14 protein-coding genes are annotated in these 19,076 nt (G+C 65.4%); 7 read left to right on the top strand and 7 right to left on the bottom strand.

The annotated features are described in order from the left end of the window. The first annotated feature begins 2 nt into the window (after positions 1–2). On the top strand, positions 3–3,152 hold the full coding sequence (locus tag AC1PLS_RS01855) for an efflux RND transporter permease subunit (protein WP_481104146.1): 3,150 nt from the start codon (positions 3–5) through the stop codon (positions 3,150–3,152). After that, the gene (locus AC1PLS_RS01860) at positions 3,152–4,600 is read left to right on the top strand and encodes an efflux transporter outer membrane subunit (RefSeq protein ID WP_481104147.1); all 1,449 of its coding nucleotides are present in this window, start codon (positions 3,152–3,154) and stop codon (positions 4,598–4,600) included. The genes AC1PLS_RS01855 and AC1PLS_RS01860 overlap by 1 nt, the downstream gene beginning before the upstream one ends. Positions 4,601–4,706: 106 nt before the next feature. On the opposite strand, the gene AC1PLS_RS01865 is transcribed toward AC1PLS_RS01860, so the two are convergent. Further along, a complete protein-coding gene (locus tag AC1PLS_RS01865; RefSeq protein ID WP_104593749.1) occupies positions 4,707–5,642 on the bottom strand; it encodes an AraC family transcriptional regulator in 936 nt (311 codons plus the stop codon). A gap of 98 nt (positions 5,643–5,740) precedes the next feature. Here AC1PLS_RS01865 and AC1PLS_RS01870 point away from each other — a divergent pair, with 98 nt between their 5' ends. Further along, positions 5,741–6,499 carry an SDR family oxidoreductase gene (locus AC1PLS_RS01870; RefSeq protein ID WP_046344942.1) on the top strand — a complete coding sequence of 253 codons (759 nt, stop codon included), beginning with the start codon at positions 5,741–5,743 and terminating at the stop codon, positions 6,497–6,499. A 962-nt stretch (positions 6,500–7,461) separates the two neighbouring features. On the opposite strand, the gene AC1PLS_RS01875 is transcribed toward AC1PLS_RS01870, so the two are convergent. The 4 genes from AC1PLS_RS01875 to AC1PLS_RS01890 form a co-directional block, all read right to left on the bottom strand. Beyond that, positions 7,462–9,420 (bottom strand): choice-of-anchor X domain-containing protein, encoded by a 1,959-nt coding sequence (locus AC1PLS_RS01875; protein ID WP_024938838.1) that lies wholly within the window; start codon positions 9,418–9,420, stop codon positions 7,462–7,464. 276 nt (positions 9,421–9,696) lie between these two features. Beyond that, a complete protein-coding gene (locus AC1PLS_RS01880) occupies positions 9,697–10,572 on the bottom strand; it encodes a methylenetetrahydrofolate reductase (RefSeq protein WP_481104148.1) in 876 nt (291 codons plus the stop codon). A 114-nt stretch (positions 10,573–10,686) separates the two neighbouring features. Then, positions 10,687–11,352 (bottom strand): epoxyqueuosine reductase QueH, encoded by a 666-nt coding sequence (locus AC1PLS_RS01885; protein ID WP_481104149.1) that lies wholly within the window; start codon positions 11,350–11,352, stop codon positions 10,687–10,689. Then, entirely contained in the window at positions 11,352–12,266 is a 915-nt protein-coding gene (locus AC1PLS_RS01890; RefSeq protein WP_481104150.1) for a LysR family transcriptional regulator, read from the bottom strand. Before AC1PLS_RS01890 ends, AC1PLS_RS01885 begins: the two co-directional genes overlap by 1 nt. Before the next feature lie 97 nt (positions 12,267–12,363). Here AC1PLS_RS01890 and msuE point away from each other — a divergent pair, with 97 nt between their 5' ends. The 3 genes from msuE (at position 12,364) to AC1PLS_RS01905 (ending at position 15,167) form a co-directional block, all read left to right on the top strand. Further along, positions 12,364–12,957: an FMN reductase gene (gene msuE, locus AC1PLS_RS01895; RefSeq protein ID WP_481104151.1), complete on the top strand. Its 594-nt coding sequence runs from the start codon at positions 12,364–12,366 to the stop codon at positions 12,955–12,957. Between the two features lie 166 nt (positions 12,958–13,123). Next, positions 13,124–14,107: a DUF1852 domain-containing protein gene (locus tag AC1PLS_RS01900; protein ID WP_481104152.1), complete on the top strand. Its 984-nt coding sequence runs from the start codon at positions 13,124–13,126 to the stop codon at positions 14,105–14,107. 28 nt (positions 14,108–14,135) lie between these two features. Beyond that, a complete protein-coding gene (locus AC1PLS_RS01905) occupies positions 14,136–15,167 on the top strand; it encodes a methionine synthase (RefSeq protein WP_481104153.1) in 1,032 nt (343 codons plus the stop codon). A 152-nt stretch (positions 15,168–15,319) separates the two neighbouring features. Here the strand turns inward: AC1PLS_RS01905 and AC1PLS_RS01910 are convergent, their stop codons facing one another. After that, on the bottom strand, positions 15,320–16,765 hold the full coding sequence (locus AC1PLS_RS01910; protein ID WP_047127880.1) for an OprO/OprP family phosphate-selective porin: 1,446 nt from the start codon (positions 16,763–16,765) through the stop codon (positions 15,320–15,322). 547 nt (positions 16,766–17,312) lie between these two features. Further along, positions 17,313–18,200, bottom strand: coding sequence for an SDR family oxidoreductase (locus tag AC1PLS_RS01915; protein WP_024938830.1), 888 nt, complete (start codon positions 18,198–18,200; stop codon positions 17,313–17,315). A gap of 134 nt (positions 18,201–18,334) precedes the next feature. On the opposite strand from AC1PLS_RS01915, the gene AC1PLS_RS01920 reads away from it, so the two are divergent. After that, complete coding sequence (locus AC1PLS_RS01920; protein WP_039513244.1) at positions 18,335–18,769, top strand: winged helix-turn-helix transcriptional regulator; 435 nt, start codon at positions 18,335–18,337, stop codon at positions 18,767–18,769. The last annotated feature ends 307 nt before the right edge of the window (positions 18,770–19,076 follow it).

A 19,076-nucleotide genomic window follows, 5' to 3' on the forward strand; every position in this document is an offset into this window, starting at 1 on the left:
CCATGGCTCGTTTCTTCATCGACCGTCCCATCTTCGCCTGGGTCATCGCCATCGTCATCACGCTGGCCGGCGCGATCTCGATCTTCTCGTTGCCGCTGGAGCAATACCCGGACATCGCACCGCCCTCGGTCACGGTCAGTGCGACCTATACCGGCGCCTCCGCAGAGACCGTGCAGAACTCGGTCACCCAGATCCTCGAACAGCAGATGACAGGCCTGGACAATCTGCTCTACATGTCCTCCAGCAGCAGCTCGGCGGGCACCGCGCAACTCACGCTGACCTTCGAGTCCGGCACCGACCCGGACACCGCGCAGGTGCAGGTGCAGAACAAGGTGTCGCAAGGCGAGGCGCTGCTGCCCGACGAGGTCAAGACCAACGGCGTGACCGTGACCAAGTCGGCCAGCGGCAGCATGTTCATGGTGCTGGCCTTCACTTCCGAAGACGGCAGCATGGACAGCACCGACATCGGCGACTACATGGTGTCCTCGTTGCAGGACCCGATCAGCCGCCTCAACGGCATCGGCAGCGTCAACGTGTTCGGTGCCGAGTACGCGATGCGCGTCTGGCTGGATCCGGAGAAACTGCACACCTACGCATTGATGCCCTCGGATGTCAGCAGCGCGATCGCCGCGCAGAACGCCGATGTCTCGTCCGGCGCGCTGGGTGCATTGCCGGCGCTGCAGGGCCAGCAGTTGAATGCCACGGTGACCTCGCGCAGCAAGCTGCGCACACCGGCGCAGTTCGAGAACATCGTGCTCAAGTCCGATGCCGGCGGCGCCACGGTCTACCTGCGCGATGTCGCGCGGGTGGAGCTGGGCTCGGAATCCTACGGCTCCAGTTCCAAGTTCAACGGCAAGGCCGCCTCGGGCATGGGCCTGCAGCTGGCGACCGGTGCCAATGCGCTGGACGCGGCCAAGCTGGTGGAAGCCAAGCTGGATGCACTCAACCCGTATTTTCCGGCCGGCCTGAAGTACGAGGTCGCCTACGACACCACACCGTTCGTGCGCATCTCCATCGAGGAAGTGGTCAAGACCCTGATCGAAGCGATCGTGCTGGTGGTCGTGGTGATGTACCTGTTCCTGCAGAACTGGCGTGCCACGCTGGTGCCGGTGATCGCGGTGCCGGTGGTGCTGATGGGCACCTTCGGGGTGTTGTCGCTGCTGGGCTTTTCGATCAACACGCTGACCATGTTCGCGATGGTGCTGGCGATCGGCCTGCTGGTGGACGATGCCATCGTGGTGGTGGAAAACGTCGAGCGGCTGATGGCCGAGCAGGGCATGTCGCCGCGCGAGGCCACGCACACCTCGATGGGCCAGATCACCGGCGCCCTGGTCGGCATCGCGCTGGTGCTCACGGCGGTGTTTCTGCCGATGGCCTTCTTCGGCGGCGCCACCGGCGAGATCTATCGGCAGTTTTCGGTGACCATTGCCGCGGCGATGATCCTGTCGCTGGTGGTCGCGCTGACCCTGAGTCCGGCGCTGTGCGCCACCTTGCTCAAGCCCATCGACAAGGGCGGCCATGTCTCGCGCAAGGGCGCGCTGGGCACATTCTTCACCTGGTTCAACACCCGCTTCGATCGCGGTACCGAGCGCTATGGGCGTGGCGTGGAGCGCGTGGTCGGCCATCGCAAGCTCGGCTCGCTGGTCTACGCGCTGTTGCTGGTGGTGCTTGGTCTGCTGTTCTGGCGGTTGCCCAGCGCGTTCCTGCCCGAGGAAGACCAGGGCATGCTGATGGTGATGTTCAGTGCGCCGGCCGGTGCCACCCAGCAACGCACCCAGCAGTCGATCGACCAGGCCACCGCGTTCATCCTCAAGCAGCCGGAAGTGCAGGGCATCATGACCATCTCCGGCTTCAGCCTGGCCGGCAGCAGCCAGAACTCGGGCATGGGCTTTATCCGCCTCAAGGACTGGGCCGACCGCGAGGGCTCGGCGCAGGAGGTGGCCCAGCGCATCACCGGCGCGATGATGATGACGCTGCCCGACGCGCAGGTGTTTGCATTGACGCCGCCGGCCATCAACGGGCTGGGCACCAGTTCCGGTTTCACCCTGCAGCTGCAGGATGCCGCCGGCAACGGCCACGAGGCGCTGGTGGAAGCACGCAAGCAGTTGCTGCAGCTGGCCAACGGCAATCAGAACCTGACGGCGGTGCGCTTCAACGGCCTGGACGATGCGCCGACCTACCGCGTGCAGATCGACGATGCCAAGGCCGGCGCGCTGGGCGTGGCCGCAGCCGACATCAACACCACGCTCTCCACGGTGATGGGCGGGCGCTACGTCAACGACTTCCTCAACAACAACCGGGTCAAGCGCGTGTACGTGCAGGGCGAGGTGTCCGCGCGCATGCTGCCCGGCGATATCGACCGTTGGTACGTGCGCAACAGCGACGCTGCCATGGTGCCGTTCTCCGCGTTCGCCAGCAGCGCCTGGGCGTATGCGCCGCAGGTGTTGACCCGCCTCAACGGCAGCGAATCCATGGAGATCACCGGCAGCGCCGCATCCGGCATCAGCTCGGGCGACGCGATGACCGCGGTCGCCGGCGAGGTGGACGGCATGGGCAAGGGCGTGGGCTACGCCTGGTCGGGCATGTCGTATCAGGAGCAGGCGGCCGGCACCCAGACCTGGATGTTGTATGCGGTATCGCTGGTGTTCGTGTTCCTGTGCCTGGCCGCGTTGTACGAGAGCTGGTCGATCCCGATCTCGGTGATGCTGGCGGTGCCGGTGGGCATCGTCGGCGCGCTGCTGGCGACCTGGATGCGCGGGCTGTCCAACGACATCTACTTCCAGGTCGGCCTGCTGGCAACGATGGGCCTGGCCGCCAAGAACGGCATCCTGATCGTGGAGTTCGCCAAGGAGCTGGAAGAGAAAGGCCAGCCCTTGATCGAGGCCACCCTGCACGCCGCACGCATGCGCCTGCGCCCGATCCTGATGACCTCGCTGGCCTTCATGCTCGGCGTGCTGCCGATGGTGATCAGCAGCGGCGCCGGCTCCGGCGGACGCCATTCGCTGGGCACCGGCGTGCTCGGCGGCACGCTGGCCTCCACCGTGCTGGGCATCTTCTTCGTACCGTTGTTCTACGTGATGGTGCGCAGCCTGTTTCCCGGCAAGGCGGCCGCGCACTCCCCCGTCGTTTCCACCTCCGAGGTAACGCCATGATGCGCACGACATCCCTCAGCCTGGCGGTGGCCTGTGCCATCGCATTGAGCGGCTGCGTCAGCATGGCGCCGCAATATGCGCGCCCGGATGCACCGGTGCCCGGTGTGGTCGGCGACACCGGCAGCCCGCTCCATGGCGACAGTGCCGATGGCCGCACTACCGCTGCGGCTGGGCTGGACTGGCGGCAGGTGCTGGTCGATGCGCGCCTGCAACAGGTGGTCGCACTGGCGCTGGACAACAACCGCGATCTGCGTGTGGCCGTGCTCAATATCGAGCAGGCGCGTGCGCAGTACCGCATCCAGCGTGCGGACCTGTTTCCGGCGGTGGACGCCACCGTCTCGCACACGGCGCAACGTGCCGCAGCCGCGACCAGTTTCACCGGCGCGCCGCAGATCATCCGCAGCGCCACCGGACAGGTGGGGATCAGCAGCTGGGAGCTGGACCTGTTCGGGCGCATCCGCAGCCTCAAGAACGAAGCGCTGGAGACCTATCTGGCCAGCGAGCAGACCCAGCGCAGCACCCGCCTGAGCCTGGTGGCCGAAGTGGCCAGCGACTGGCTCACCGTGGCCGCCGATCAGCAGCGGCTGGCACTTGCCCAGCAGACCCTGGAGAGCCAGCGCAAGACGCTGCGCCTGACCGAATTGCAGCACGACAACGGCATCGTCTCCGGGCTGGATCTGGCGCAGATCCAGACCAGCGTGGAAAGCGCGCGCGCCGATGTCGCCAGCTTCACCACCCAGCTGGCGCAGTCGCGCAATGCGCTGAACCTGGTCGTGGGCACGTCGGTACCGGCAGCGTTGCTGCCGGCTGCCGATGCGATCGAGAGCGGCGTGGCATTGGCACCGTTGCCGGCGCAGCTGGAATCGCGCGTGCTGTTGCAGCGCCCGGACGTATTGTCGGCCGAGCACACGCTCAAGGCCGCCAACGCCGACATCGGCGCAGCGCGTGCGGCGTTCTTCCCCACCATCTCGCTGACCGGCAATGTCGGGCGCGGCAGCGATGCCTTGTCCAGCCTGTTCGATGGCGACCACACCTGGTCGTTCACGCCCAGCGTGAGCCTGCCGATCTTCCGCGCCGGCGCCCTGAAGGCCGAACTGGATGTGGCCAAGCTGCAGAAGGACATCACCATCGCCCAATACGAGCTGGCGATCCAGACCGCCTTCAGCGAAGTGGCCGACGCGCTGGCCGAGCGCACCCAGCTGGACGAACGCATGGACGCACAGCGCGCCCTGGTGGATGCGGCACAACGCGGTTTCACCCTGTCGGATGCGCGCTACCGCAATGGCGTGGACAGTTATCTGGTGGCGCTGGACGCGCAGCGCTCGCTCTACAGCGCACAGCAGACCTTGATCAGCCTGCGGCTGACCGAAGCAAGCAACCGGGTGACCTTGTACAAGGTGCTCGGCGGCGGCGCCGATGCGCAACCGCCACCGGTAGCGCAACAGTAGTCATGCATCGATGCGCCAGTGCGAGGGCACTTGCCTGCAGTTGCAGCTGTTTCTCACTGCAGCTGCAGGCGGCACTGCGCGCTCGGGTCTGACACACCTGATGCCGTTACAAAGCGTCTGCAGACATTGCAGACATTGCAGGCGCTGCAGCACGCTCGCGCGCGTACTGCGATGGTGGGCTGCCGGTATGGCGGGTGAAGGCAACGCTGAAACTGCTTGCCGAGCCATACCCCACACGCTGCGCGGCTTGCGCTACGCCAAGCCCTTGTTCTGACAGAAGCGTCTTTGCCAGCGCCATGCGCCATGCCAGCAGATATTCCATCGGCGCCATGCCCATTGCCCGGTTGAAGCGCGCAAAGAACGATGATCTCGACAGCGCCGCTTCCTTGGCCAATGCATCGACCGTCCACGCATGCGCCGGTGCACCGTGCAGTGCACGCATTGCCGCCGCCAGCCGCGCGTCGGATAACGCGCGCACCAGTCCTGGCGTCGTGTCGCTCGCTGTCAGCGAGCGTAATGCTTCAATCAACAGCACCTCCAACAGCCGCGCAAGCACCACCTCGCGTGCGGGCCGGGTTGCACGTGCCTCTTCGCCAACCAGAGTCACCAGCGTGGTAAGTCGCGGCTCGCTGCGCACATGCACCAGCCGGGGCAGCAGCGACACCAGTAGCGCGGCATCGGGCGAGCCGAAGCTGCAATGCCCAATCACGATGCGAAGATCCGCCGGGCCGTCCTGCGCGCCGATACGGAAAGTGCCATCGCCCATGTTGGTCGGCACCGTGTGGGCCTGCCCGGTCGACGCCTGCAGGCTGGAGAGCGTGACGGCCAGCATGGCCGGTGCCAGCACGAAGTCGCCTGCTTCAAGAACACGCGCCTCGCCATCTTCGAGCGTCAGCCGGCACGTCCCTTCGATCACTGCGCAATAAAACGGGCCTGGCGCATCGGAGCGGTGTGCCGACCACGCACCGGCGCCCACGACAAGCTTGGAAAACCGTGCCGCCGGCCTGAGCAGCAGGACAACCTCGGTAAGCGGGTCGGGCAGCATTGGACTCTCGCAAATGAATTAAGCACTTTAGAATATCGCAAGTACGATGTTCGACGCCTAACGTACATCCCTCACAACATCACCGAGGGCGCTCCATGCAAACCGTACTCATCACTGGTTGCTCATCCGGCTTTGGCTTGGCGACCGCCAATTACTTCCTAGAGCGCGACTGGAATGTGGTCGCCACCATGCGCACTCCACGCGAAGACCTGTTTCCTGCGTCGCCACGAATGAGGGTGTTGCAGCTCGATGTCACCGATGCCGCGAGCATCCAGGCCGCGATCGCTGCGGCCGGCACGGTCGACGTTCTCGTCAACAATGCAGGCTCCGGTGCGCCCGCGCCGCTGGAACTGGCAAGCCTGCAGTCGGTGCGTGATCTGTTCGAGACCAATACCTTCGGCACGCTTGCGGTAACCCAGGCGGTCTTGCCGCAGATGCGTGCGCGCCACGCCGGGGTCATCGTCAACGTGTCGTCGAGCGCAACGCTCAAACCCCTCCCACTGATCGGTGCCTACCGCGCAGCCAAGGCCGCGGTGAATGCGCTGAGCGAATCGCTGGCCGCCGAGCTGGAGGACTTCGGTATCCGCGTGCGCATCGTCTCGCCGGGCTCGTGCGGGGAGACGGAATTTCGTGCCAATGCCCGCGCGGGTCTTCGCGGTCTTGATGACGAGGTCTATGGAACGTTTATGCAACAGACGATGGCGCGCATGAGCGCATCCGCCGGCCCCGAAACGCAGTCGATCGATGTCGCGCAGGCCATCTGGCGCGCAGCCACCGATCCGGCCGCGCCGATGTTTATTCCTGCAGGCGCGGATGCAGAACTGTGGGCTTCCGAAGCGGCTTGGAGTGGCTAGTAAAACCTTTCGACCGCTGTACCGAAATCAAAAGCTGAGTCGGTCGAGTGCGCGGTGCCCTCACCGCTTGCGGGATACGCCGTGAACCCATCCCTGGGGGCTCGGTGGCGGCATCCATGCCGCCACACGGTCCCGCAATCGGCGAGGACACCGCACCAGAGAGTTGATCGGTATCTTTGTTTAAAACCCTGCACACCGACTATCTCGACTGGTCCTTGCCCGCCCACCGTCGCGGGACCTTACGCGGCATGGATGCCGCGTAAGAGCTAACAAGGACGTACTTGCAGCGTGTCCTGCGATGGTGGGCGGGCAAGGGCCCTGCAGCAAACCCGTAGATCAGCAGCTCTACACCTGATCTATCCACATAGTCCAAGTGCATCGCGACACCACGCATAAAGCAACCAAGCCTTCGAACCCTAGCTCCGTCAAGGCGCGCTCCAAGCCTTGAGTCAAAAGCTAGGTGGGTTGAGCGTGCGATGCCCTCACCGCTTGCGGGACACGCCGTGAATCCATCCGTGGAGGCTCCTCGGCGGCATCCATGCCGCCGAGGGTCCCGCAACCGGCAAGGACACCGCACCAGAGAGTTAGTCGGCTGCTTTCTTAAGAGCTTGTTGCTCGGCTTGCGGTGGCAAATCAACAGTCTGTGGCTTGTGTGTTGAAAGCCCGCCTGCTGCTCGGGTTGGGATGGAAAAAAAATGGTGAGGGGGTGATCTAACCGACGGTGATCCGACCAGCACACGTCATGCTCCGCTCGCAACCACGCACACCGACCATCTCGACGGGTCCTTGCCCGCTCACCGTCGCGGGACCTTACGCGGCATGGATGCCGCGTAAGAGCCTACAGGGACGGACTTGCGGCGTGTCCCGCGAGGGTGGGCGGGCAAGGGCCTTGCAACCAAGCCGCAGATCATCCGCTCTAGAAACCGATGCACCCACAGCGTTCAATCATTGCTAGAACCGCATCACTTCGCCGCGTTGGCGTTCATCACTGCATTGCGGCTGGCATCCAGATACTGCGCCGGGTCGCGCATGCCGGTGGTGTGGCATTGCCCGGTGGTGTGGCCGCGATTGACGCCGCCCGGCAGCTGCGCGTTGACCTGCTCCACGGTGCCATCTTCCGGGTCGTTCAGTACCAGGTCCGAGGCCGCGTTGCAGTAGTCGTTGGTGTACCAGTTGGTCTTGGCGAACGAGGTCGTGTAGTAGTTGACCTTGGCACGCGCATCGGCCGGAATACCGGCCAGCCAGGCTTTGGCGCCGTCGTAGGTCATGTCGGTATTGGTGCCGCAACCCACGCCGAACCACGAGCCCACCGCCGCCAGAATGCCTGACAGATTGGTGCCCTGGTACGGCGTGCCGACCGACTGCATCACCCGCCCACCTGTAGCGTTATCCAGCCCGCTCCAGTAGTAGGTATACAGATGCAGCGCGGCCATGCCGCCCTGGCTGTGCGCCACCGTCGCGAACGAGGACCACTGACTGGCGAACTGCGCCAACCGCTGTGCGAACTGGTCGTTGCTGCGGTTCTGTTTGGCATCAAGGAACGAGGACGCATTGGTGAACTGCGCCTGCGGCCACACGCCGTTGGAGCAATAGCCATGCACCAGCACCAGTTGTGACCCCGCGGCCTGCGGTTGCGCCATCGCAGTGGCACGGGCCAGCGTCGTCGGACGTGGCCCCATGCGCATGCTTTCGTCGATCGCAGCGGCAGAGCGCGCAATGCTGGCGCGGCGCAATGCGGGCAGCTGCAAGGGCAGCGTGTCGGCCTGTACCAGCGGGATGTAATGGTCCGGGTCTTCGATGCGCAGCCCGCGCAGCGTAAACGGCGCACGCGCACCGGCACGCGCGACCCAGCGCTCGTCCAGGCTCAACGGCAGCTGGCCTTGCTGCGGCGTCAGCATGCCGCCGATCCACGCCACCGGCACGTCCTTGCCCTTGGCATCGGTGCCCCAAACCTGGCCAAACACGCGGTAATGCGATGGTGCCTTGCCGCGCGCGGCAATCGGCAAGGCAATGCTGAGCCGGGTGCCGTCGGCAGCGCGTGCGCTGAGTGCGTTGCCGAGCAGACGCAGGGAGGTATCCAGCACCGGCAACACATGCTCGCTGGTGCGCACGAACGGCTGCCCGGCCTGGTCGCGACCGCGCACGATCACCTGTGCAATCCAGGTGCCTTCGGCTGTCGGTTGGAACGTGCCGCCATACACGCCATCGCCGGCAGCACCGTCGTCGTGCTGCCCGTCATCGGCCATCGGCAGCGTGCGGATGCCGCCTTGCGGGTCGATCACACGCAGGCTCGCTGTCTCGATCTGCCCCGCCTGCGCGGCCAGCAAGCTCGCGCCGGCTGCATCGTTGCCGCTGAGCAAGGCGTTGAGCGTCAGCGACTGGCCGACCTGCTGCCGACGATGGCGCGGGTACGAGGCCAGCTGCGTGCGCGCATCGCCTTCCATCAGCACATACCCGCGTTGCGCCACCGGCGCCGCCGATTGCAGCGTCAGCGCCCAGTTGCCGTTCTGCGCGGACTCCACCGCGTAACGCATGCCGCTGGTGCCGCTCTCGGCGCTGCCCAACAGTGTGCGTTGTGCCTGCAGCTGCGGTGCAACAGCAGCGGCACGTGCGCCGGCAACGCGTGGTGCAGTCACCGCCGCCTCCCACGGCTGATCGCCGGCCAGCACCATGAAACGCAGATGACCGTTTTCCACCGGCAAGGTGCCTTGCCAGCGTGCGGACTTGCCGGCCGGCGTCAACTCCACCGGCAGCAAGGCGCTCTTGGACAGGATCGCCGACTCGGCCGGATCGGGCGCGCGCATCTGCGCGAACTCCTCCGGTGGGCCAGCCAGTTGTTTGGGTTGCAGCTCGGCCGCGGCAAGCGGCGTGGAGACCAGCGACAGGGTGCACAGCAAGGACAACAGCGACGGCTTCGGCATGGCGACATCTCTCCTTGAACGTTGCAGAAGCGATGCCGCCGCGCATGGCAACGGCATCGGATGCAGCGCCCCCTCGCCGCGATTCGCCGATGGTTATACCGCGCGCTTGTGACAGGTCTGCTGTGCGCTGCAACACCTCACGCGCAGCAAACAAAACTCCACAACTAAAAAGTACAGACTGTGATGGGGGTCGTGGACATGTCGATGTCCACGACGCATCGCCGGATGAAAGTCAGAGGTCTGCAGATGCTGCGCGGGCGCCGGATTTGGCGGGTTTCAGTCCGCCCGGCCGCGTGCGGTAAGGGAGCGATACTGCTCCACCCACGCGACAGTCTGCGCGATGCCGCCAAACGGGTAGAAGTGCATGCGGACCTCGCCGTGCGCATCAGTCAGGCCAGTGGCCAGCCGTTCCACAAAACGATCCGGCCCTGCGGTGCCCAACAGCTTGCCGAGCGAGATGCCGTATTTGGACAGCATCGATGCGCATGCGCCGACACCGCAGCTGGCGGCATAGCGTGCGAGCACCGCCACGCCGGCAGGACCGGGTACGCCCACACGTACGGGATGTGCAATGCCGTGCGCGCGCAGCGCCTGCAACCACGTCAGCACGATGTCGGCATCGAACGCGAACTGGGTGACGATCAGCGGCGCCATGCCGCGCTCGGTGATGCTGCGACACTTGCGCTGCAGCACCTCCCATCGATCGGCTGCAGGCAAGCTTGGATGCCCTTCCGGATGCCCCGCCACGGCGATGGTCCGGATGCCGTTGCGCTCAAAGACCCCGGTATCGATCAGCGACAAGCTGTCCGGAAACGGCCCGAGCGGAGCAGGCGGATCGCCCGCAATCACCAAACAGCGCTCGACGCCGGCGTCATCGACGGCGCGGCTGACGAAGGCGTGCAGCTGCTCGCGCGAGGCGATACGGCGCGCGGACAGGTGCGGCATCGGCTGAAAGCCGAGTGTGCGCACCATCCGTGCCGCGGCCAGCCGCGCGTCGTCGTCCTGGTTGGGCAGGTAGGGGATTGCAATGGTTGCGCCACGCGTGATCCGGGGCGCCGCTGCAGCCAGCCCGGCAATGTGCTTTGCGCTGACCTCCAGCGAATAGGCATCGGTGATGGTGCCGGCGAGGCTGGGCGTGTCCGGGTCGATCAAGGGTGTTGCCGTCCTGTCGTGGTGAGTGGCTGCGCCGCGGCGTCAGCCCCGATCGAGCGGGCAGGGGCCAGGGAGAACGTTGAAATTCCGGCGGCGTCCTGGCCCCCCCGGCACTCAATCGTCCTGTTCCGCATCGCCGTAGAATTTCACGCCCAATTGAATGCGATTGCGCCCGCTTTCCACGCGGTGCCGGTTGGTGTCGCGCAGCGAGTAGACGCAGCCGCAGTATTCCTGCTGGTAGAAGTTCTCGCGCTTGCTGATCTCGACCATGCGCGACGAACCGCCGCCCTTGCGCCAGTTGTATTCCCAGTACATCAAGCCGGGGTACCTGGCCGCAGCGCACACGCCGCAGTCGTTGATCTGCTGCATGTTCTTCCAGCGCGAGATGCCCAGGGAGCTGGTGATCACCGGAAAGCCGTGCTCGTGCGCATACAGCGCGGTGCGTTCAAAGCGCATGTCGAAGCACATGGTGCAACGCACGCCGCGCTCGGGTTCGTTCTCCATCCCGCGGGCCCGCTCGAACCAGTTGTCCCGATCGTAGTCGGCATCGACGAAGGGCACGCCGCACTGCTCGGCAAAGCGGATGTTCTCGTCCTTGCGCAGCTCGTATTCCTTGCGCGGATGAATGTTGGGGTTGTAGAAGAAGATGGTGTAGTCGACGCCGGACGCCAGCATGGCCTCCATCACCTCGCCGGAGCATGGCGCGCAGCAGGAATGCAGCAACACCTTGTCGTGGCCGGCAGGCAGGGGGAGTGGTGTGCGGGTTGCGGTGGTATCCATCAGTGGGCTCCGGATGTCGTGGCGGTGCCATTGGCAGGCTGGCGGGCCAGTTCGATGAAGGCGCGCAGGTAGTCGACGGCGATATCGGCCTCGCGTGCGCCCAGGAAGATCTGCTTGGCGATGCCGCGCGCACCCAGCCGCACCGGCACCACGTCCATCCTGGCGGCGTATTCCTCCACCAGCCAGCGTGGCATGGCGGCCACGCCGCGGCCACTGGCCACCATCTGCATCATGATGTCGGTGGTTTCGATGGCCTTGTGGCGCCTGGGCGTGACACCGGCCGGCAGCAGGAACTGGCTGTAGATGTCCAGGCGCTCGAGGTCCACCGGATAGCTGATGAGCACCTCGCGTGTGAGCTGCTGGGGCTTGACGTAGGCGGCCGACGCCAGCGCATGGCCCTTGGCCACGACCAGCACCTGCTCGTAGTCGAACACCGGCTCGAACCGCAGCCCGGGCTTGTACAGCGGGTCGGGCGTGACCAGCAGATCGATCTCGTAGCCGAACAGCGCGCCGATACCGCCGAACTGGAACTTCTGCTTGACGTCCACATCCACGTCCGGCCAGGTGGCCAGATAGGGCGCCACCAGCTTGAGCAGCCACTGGTAGCAGGGATGGCATTCCATGCCGATGCGCAGCGCGCCGCGTTCGCCCTGTGCGAACTGGCCCAGGCGCTCCTCGGCCAGGTCCAGTTGCGGCAGCACCCGGTTCGCCACCGCCAGCAGGTACTGGCCGGCCTGGGTCAGGCGCAGGTTGCGTCCCTCGCGCAGCCACACGTCGGTGCCCAGCTGTTGCTCCAGCTTCTTCATGCTATGGCTCAGCGCCGACTGGGTCAGGTTCAGCATGCCGGCAGCGGCGGTCAGCGAGCCTTGCTGCTCGACCTGCTGGACGATGGTGAGATGGATGCGCTCAAGCATTCAGATGATCCGAATTCATGGATTGTTGAAATAACACCATTTTACTTCATTGAACGCGAGCCCTAGCATCGGGGTTCGTCGTTTCAGGTTCACCCGCATGACTGTCAACGTGCCACCCCCCCTCCGCGTCGTCGCGGTCTCCGGCGGGCTGCAGCGCCCCTCCAAGGCCGTCGCCCTGGCCGAGCACCTGCTGGCGCTGATCGCCGCTGCCGTGCCGTGCGAGCAACATCTGGTCGAACTCGGGGCGTTGGCGCCGCAGTTCGCCGGCGCGGTCTGGCGCTCGCAGCTGCCGGCAGCGGTGGAGCAGGAACTTGCGGCCGTGGAGCAGGCGGACGTGGTGGTGGTAACCACGCCGGTCTATCGCGGTTCCTTCACCGGGCTGTTCAAGCACTTCTTCGACTTCATCCACCAGGATGCCTTGATCGACACCCCGGTGCTGTTGGCGGCAACCGGCGGCAGTGAGCGCCATGCGCTGGTGATCGACCACCAGTTGCGGCCACTTTTCAGCTTCTTCCAGGCGCGCACCTTGCCGCTGGGCGTTTACGCCACCGACCGCGACTTCCTGGACTACCGCGTGCACAACGAAGCACTGGCCGAGCGGGCCAGGCTGGCGGTGCAGCGGGCATTGCCGCTGATCGCATTGACGCGGCAGGCAGGTGCCATTGCCACAGAAAACGTCGCCGCGGCCTGAGGCCACCCGGCCACGGTTGCGCGGCGGGTCAACACTGCGCGCCGGCTACAGGATCGGTTGGCGACTGTCCGCAGATCCAGAGTCCCGGCATCCATCCAGCAGGGATCCACCCCTGCGCCGAGACCTGCGCTCGTAATCAATTTCGGAAACAAGGCGTCAGCTTGCAATGACTCAGGAATTCACCTTCAGCATCAAACGTCAGCGGTTTGACGAGGACTACCGTCCCGCGGCCAACACGCGCAACACGACGAACTTTGCCAACCTGGCCAGGGGGCAGCGTCGGCAGGAAAACCTGCGCAACACGCTTGCGATGATCAACAACCGCTGCAATGACCTGGCGCATTGGGATAACCCCACCCGCGACCGCTACGCGGTGGAGCTGGACATCATCTCTGTCGAGATGAACATCGGCGAGAACGACAGCGGCGATGCATTTCCGCTGATCGAGATATTGAAGCCCAGCATCCTCGACAAGACGAGCGGCGCGCGCATCGATGGCATTGCAGGGAACAATTTTTCCTCCTACGTGCGCGACTACGATTTCAGCGTGCTGCTGCCGGCGCACAATCAGGACGCGTCCGGCTTCAGCATCCCGAAAGATTTCGGCAGCCTGCACGGAAAGCTGTTCAAGCACTTCGTGGACTCGGACGCCTATACGGCGCGTTTCGCCAAGCCGCCGGTCATCTGCATCAGCGTCTCCAGCAGCAGGGTCTATCACCGAACCGGCAACCGGCACCCCGTGCTCGGCATCGAGTACCGGCAGGACGAATTTTCCCTGACCGATCGTTACTTCGAGAAGATGGGCCTGCAGGTGCGCTATTTCATGCCTCCCAACAGTGTCGCCCCGCTGGCTTTTTACTTCTTCGGCGACCTGCTCAACGACTACACCAACCTGGAGCTGATCGGCACCATCAGCACCATGGAGACGTTCCAGAAGATTTACCGCCCGGAAATCTACAACGCCAATTCCGCGGCGGGGGCCATCTACCAGCCGAGCCTGAAGCACCAGGATTATTCCTCTACCCAGATCGTCTACGACCGGGAAGAGCGCAGCCAGCTCGCGGTGACGCAGGGCAAATTCACCGAGGAGCACTTCATCAGGCCCTACGGCAAGATTCTCGCGCAGTGGGTTTCCCACCACGCTGTCTGATCAACAAGAACGCAAGACACCACTCATCATGAAAAAGCTGCTCCCTACCTCCACCGCCGGCAGCCTGCCCAAGCCGTCCTGGCTCGCGCAGCCGGAGAAACTCTGGTCGCCCTGGAAGCTGCAGGACGAGGAACTGATCGAAGGCAAGCAGGATGCATTGCGCCTGTCGCTGCAGGAACAGCAGCACGCCGGCATCGATATCGTCAGCGACGGCGAGCAGACCCGCCAGCATTTCGTCACCACCTTCATCGAACACCTCAGCGGCGTCGATTTCGAAAAGCGCGAAACCGTCAGGATCCGCAATCGCTACGACGCCAGCGTCCCCACCGTCGTTGGCGCGGTGAGCCGCCCCAGGCCGGTGTTCGTGGACGATGCCAGGTTCCTGCGCCAGCAGACCCGCCAGCCGATCAAATGGGCGCTGCCTGGCCCGATGACGATGATCGACACCCTCTTCGACGCGCACTACAAAAGCCGCGAAAAGCTGGCATGGGAATTTGCCGTCATCCTCAACCAGGAAGCCAGGGAGCTTGAAGCGGCCGGCGTGGACATCATCCAGTTCGACGAGCCGGCCTTCAATGTCTTCTTCGACGAGGTCAACGACTGGGGTGTTGCCACCCTCGAGCGTGCGGTCGAGGGGCTCAAGTGCGAGACCGCCGTCCACATCTGCTACGGCTACGGCATCAAGGCCAATACCGACTGGAAGCAGACCCTGGGGTCGGAGTGGCGTCAGTACGAAGAGTCGTTTCCCAAGCTGCAGACATCCACGCTCGACATCATCTCGCTGGAGTGCCACAACTCGCACGTGCCGATCGACCTGATCGAACTGGTGCGCGGCAAGAAGGTGATGGTCGGGGCCATCGATGTGGCGAGCAATGCGATCGAAACGCCGGAAGAAGTGGCCGACACGCTGCGCAAGGCGCTGCGCTTTGTCGATGCCGACAAGCTCTACCCGTCCACCAACTGCGGGATGGCGCCTCTGGCCCGGGACGTTGCAAGAGGCAAGCTCAAGGCCCTCAGCGCAGGCGCAGACATCATTCGCGCAGAACTGGCAGCCCGCTAGCGTGCCGGTGCTGGCGTTTGATCGGCGGCCAAAGCAGCAGGGCCGCGGCTAGCGTCATCCTGCTGACGCTAGCGGCCACCACGGCTAGCGACGCAACCACCAACAAGCCCCCGCATGCGGGGGCTTGTTGGTCTTCCATCACGGTGCAGGGCTCAGTAATTGACCTGCAACTGCAGCCGCAGCAAGTCGCCTTCCACCACCGGATACGGCGCGGTGGTGACGTCGGTGCGCTTCATCTTCGAATAGGCGAACACCAGTTCCAGCGCATCCATCGGCTGCCACTCGACGCCGGCTTCCACTTCGTCCAGGCGCATACGCGGCGCATTGGTGTCGAACTTGGAGCCGCCGCGGTAGGTCTGCCACTTCAGGTAAGGCAGCAAGGTGCCGTAGCTGCCATCGTGCTTGTACATCGCCTGCACGTAACCGCCGCTCAGCGAACGGGTGCGGATGCGCCGCTGTGCGACATCCAGCTCCGGGCCGCGGCCCACTGTCCACTCGGCCTGCAGGCCGAACGGCTGCGGGTAGTAGATGATGTGCGCGGCCACGCGTTGGTCGGTGTAGCCGTTCGGGTCGGTGATGGCCGGGGTGAAGCTGCGGCCACCGATGTTGACTGCTGCCGCGGTCGGCACGAAGCGGCCGCTGTAGGCATCGGCACCCACTTCCAGGTACTGGCCGTTGGCGAACTTGAACGGGTAGGTGGCGTGCACCACCGCATGCATGCTGTCGTTGCGCTCGGCGCGGTTGGCGCCCTGGCCGTTATACACGCCGGCACCGATCACGCCGTAGTCGCCCGAGCCCTTCAAGCCTGACTTGACCAGGTCCTGGAAGCGGCCCTTGGCCACGGTGGGGCTGTAGTAGAACACCGCACCGATATCGCGTTCGTCGCGCAGGCCGGAGTTGAGCGCGTCGGCACGGTCCAGGGTGAGACGGTTCTGGCTGGACTGCAGGTTCTCCCAGCCGTACGGCATCTTCGACTGGCCCACGCGCACGCGGTACTCGCGCTTCTTGTCGAAGTAGATGTCGGCATACGCATCGCGCAGCTGCGCGAAGTTGGAGGTGGTCGAACCGGTCGGCGTGCTCGCAAAGTCCGGCTGGAAGTACAGCGACACGTGCTCGTTGAGATCGCCGCTCAGCACCAGGCGCGCACGCCGGATGCCAAGGCTCTGGTCGTTGCCGATAAAGCGGTCGCCGGGTGCGCGCAGATCCTGCGCGTCGCCGCCGATGCCCTGGTTGTAGCGGATCTGCGTGTAGCCGCGCAGGCTCAGCTTGTCGTACCACTTCTTGCCGGCCTCGCCAGCCTTGGCCGGTGCCGCAGCCGGTACGGGTGCAGGTGCGGCCTGGGCGATGGCGGTGTCGGCAGGCACCGGCGCCGCAGGGGCGGGCGGCAGTGCCGGTGCGGCCGGCATCGCCGACGCCGGCAGCTTGCCGTTCTCGTCCACCTGCACGAACTTGCCCAGCTTGTCGCGGCCCGGGGCCGGCTCGGCGAAGATCTGCTTGGTCTTGCGGTCGACGTACAGCTCCAGCTCGGCGGCCAGCGTGCTGCCGCTGGCGGTCGCGCTGAGGGCGCACAGGACGGTGGCGAGATTGCGTTTTTTCATTGGTCCGGCTCGTGCAAGGGAAACGGGTCGGCGGCAGCGTCAGGCCGGCGCTGCCCGGCGGGCGGCGAACACGGCGCCGGCACGCCCACCAGGCGCCCGGTCGTCCTGACGGTGCGGCAATGCGTGCAGTTATATTTAGATTTGATGTCAGTTTGGTGACATCGGCGGCCCCGCACAGCGCAACGCTGTGTCAGCTACGTGTCTGGCGCGTGTCAGTTGTGCGACGTGCAGAAGGCCGGCCCAGCGGCGCGCGGCGCGGGCATCAGGCGCGGATGTGACGCTTTGGTTGCTGCTGCCGGCCATCGGGCCTGCGGTGCCATGGGCAGATGGTGCCGCCAGGAGCAGCTGCCGACGCAAAGGCCGAGGCGCGTGCTTGGCACGGCCATGGCGTGCTGTCGTCATCGCCAACGCGTGGGCAAGGGACGATGACTCAGAAACATGGCAAAGGCGGGGTCATCGCTCGCCTTTGCCGGATCACGCACCGCGCGGCGTAGCGCCAGGCCGGTGCGGCTGCACGGTGTCGCGCAACACCGTGCCAGGGCTCGGCTCAGCCGCCCGGCGTCGCCTGCAATGCCGCCGCCACCGCATCGCGCAGCGGGGTGGTCGGGCGGCCGATCAGCTGGCTCAGCGTGTGGCTGTCGTCGAACAGGCTGCCGCCGCGCGAGGAGGCCGAGCACTGCGCCAACACCTGTGCGAATGCAGCCGGCAGGCCGATCTGCACCAAGGCCGCCGCGTAGTCGGCTTCGGGCAGGTCGTGATAGGCCACCGGCTTGCCCGACTGCTGCGCCACCTCGGCGGCATACTCGGCCATCGTGAAGGCCGTATCGCCGGCCAGTTCGTAGACCTTGCCGGCCTGCGGCGTGTCGGCGGCCAGCACCGCTGCGGCGGCCTCGGCATAGTCGGCGCGCGTGGCCGCACTGATCCTGCCCTCGCCGGCGCTGCCGATCACCGCGCCATGCGCCACCTCGGCCGCGATCGAGCCGGTGTAGTTCTCGGTGTACCAGCCATTGCGCAGCAGCACGTGCGGCACGCCGCTCTCGCGCAGCAGCGCCTCGGTGGCCACATGCTCGGGTGCCAGCGCCAGCGTGCTGGTATCGGCATGCAGCACGCTCGTATAGGCCAGCAACTCCACGCCGGCACGCTTGGCGGCCTCGATCACGTTGCGGTGCTGCGGCACGCGTTCGCCCACCGCATTGGACGACACCAGCAGCACCCGACCCACGCCTGCGAAGGCCTGATCCAGGCTCTGCGGGTCCGCGTAGTCGGCGCGACGCACGGTGATGTCGCGTTTTGCGAACTGTGCGAGTGACGCAGTATCGCGGGCCGTTGCTACGATCCGAGCGGCCGGGACACGCGCCAGCAATGCGTCGACCACCAATGCGCCCAGCTGCCCGCTGGCGCCGGTGACGAGGATCAGGGGGGAGGTGTGTGCCATGGTGAACTCCAGTAGGTATTGATAAGAGGTGTGGTCTACTATCTAGACTCTTGGTCCGCGCACCTATTGTCAGGGCCGTTCGAACCTCCGCAAGGAGGCAGTTTTCCACCCCCTGGTTACCGTGAGATATCCCAGTGAACGCGATTGCTCTGTTTCCGCCGCCGCCGTCCCTGCAAGGTATGCCGTTCGACGCCACCAAGTGCCCGGTGCGCGACGTGCTCGACCAGATCGGCGACAAATGGACCATGCTGATCCTGCTGACGCTGATCCCCGGCCCCTCCCGCTTCAGCGCCATCCAGCGCGCCGTGCCGGACATCTCCAAGCGCATGCTGACCCAGACCCTGCGCAACCTCGAGCGCAACGGCATGATCACCCGCAAGGTCTACGCGACCAAGCCGCCCAGCGTGGAATATGCCTTGTCCAAGCTCGGCGTGGCGCTGCTCGGGCCGATCTCGCAGCTGCTCAACTGGGCAGGCGAGAACCATGCGGCCATCCGCTCTGCACGCGAACGCTTCGATCATGCCCAGCAGCCGGCGGTTGCGCTGGATGCCGACGAAGCGATGGCGTAAGCGTCGCCCTGCAGCATCGGCAAGCGAGCTGACGGCGCTGACCTGCCAGGTGGGCGCCTCGGCGCGTTGGTTGACCGCCTAGGCGCGCGTACCAAACGCAGCGGTGGATGGATTCCGCGTCCGCCAGGTGTGCTTTGTTGAGGCATCGGCGCTCGGCCCGGAAGCGTGGACGGCTCAGTGGCGGGCCTGCCATGCATCGCTACTGTCGAGGGCACGCCCTGGCACCTGGACCCGACTCCAGAGTGACGACATCACAGCCACCACGGCCTGCCACGCACGCGGCGGGCCCGCCGTCGATCTGTGAACG

This window comes from Xanthomonas sp. NCPPB 3218 (assembly GCF_056725185.1).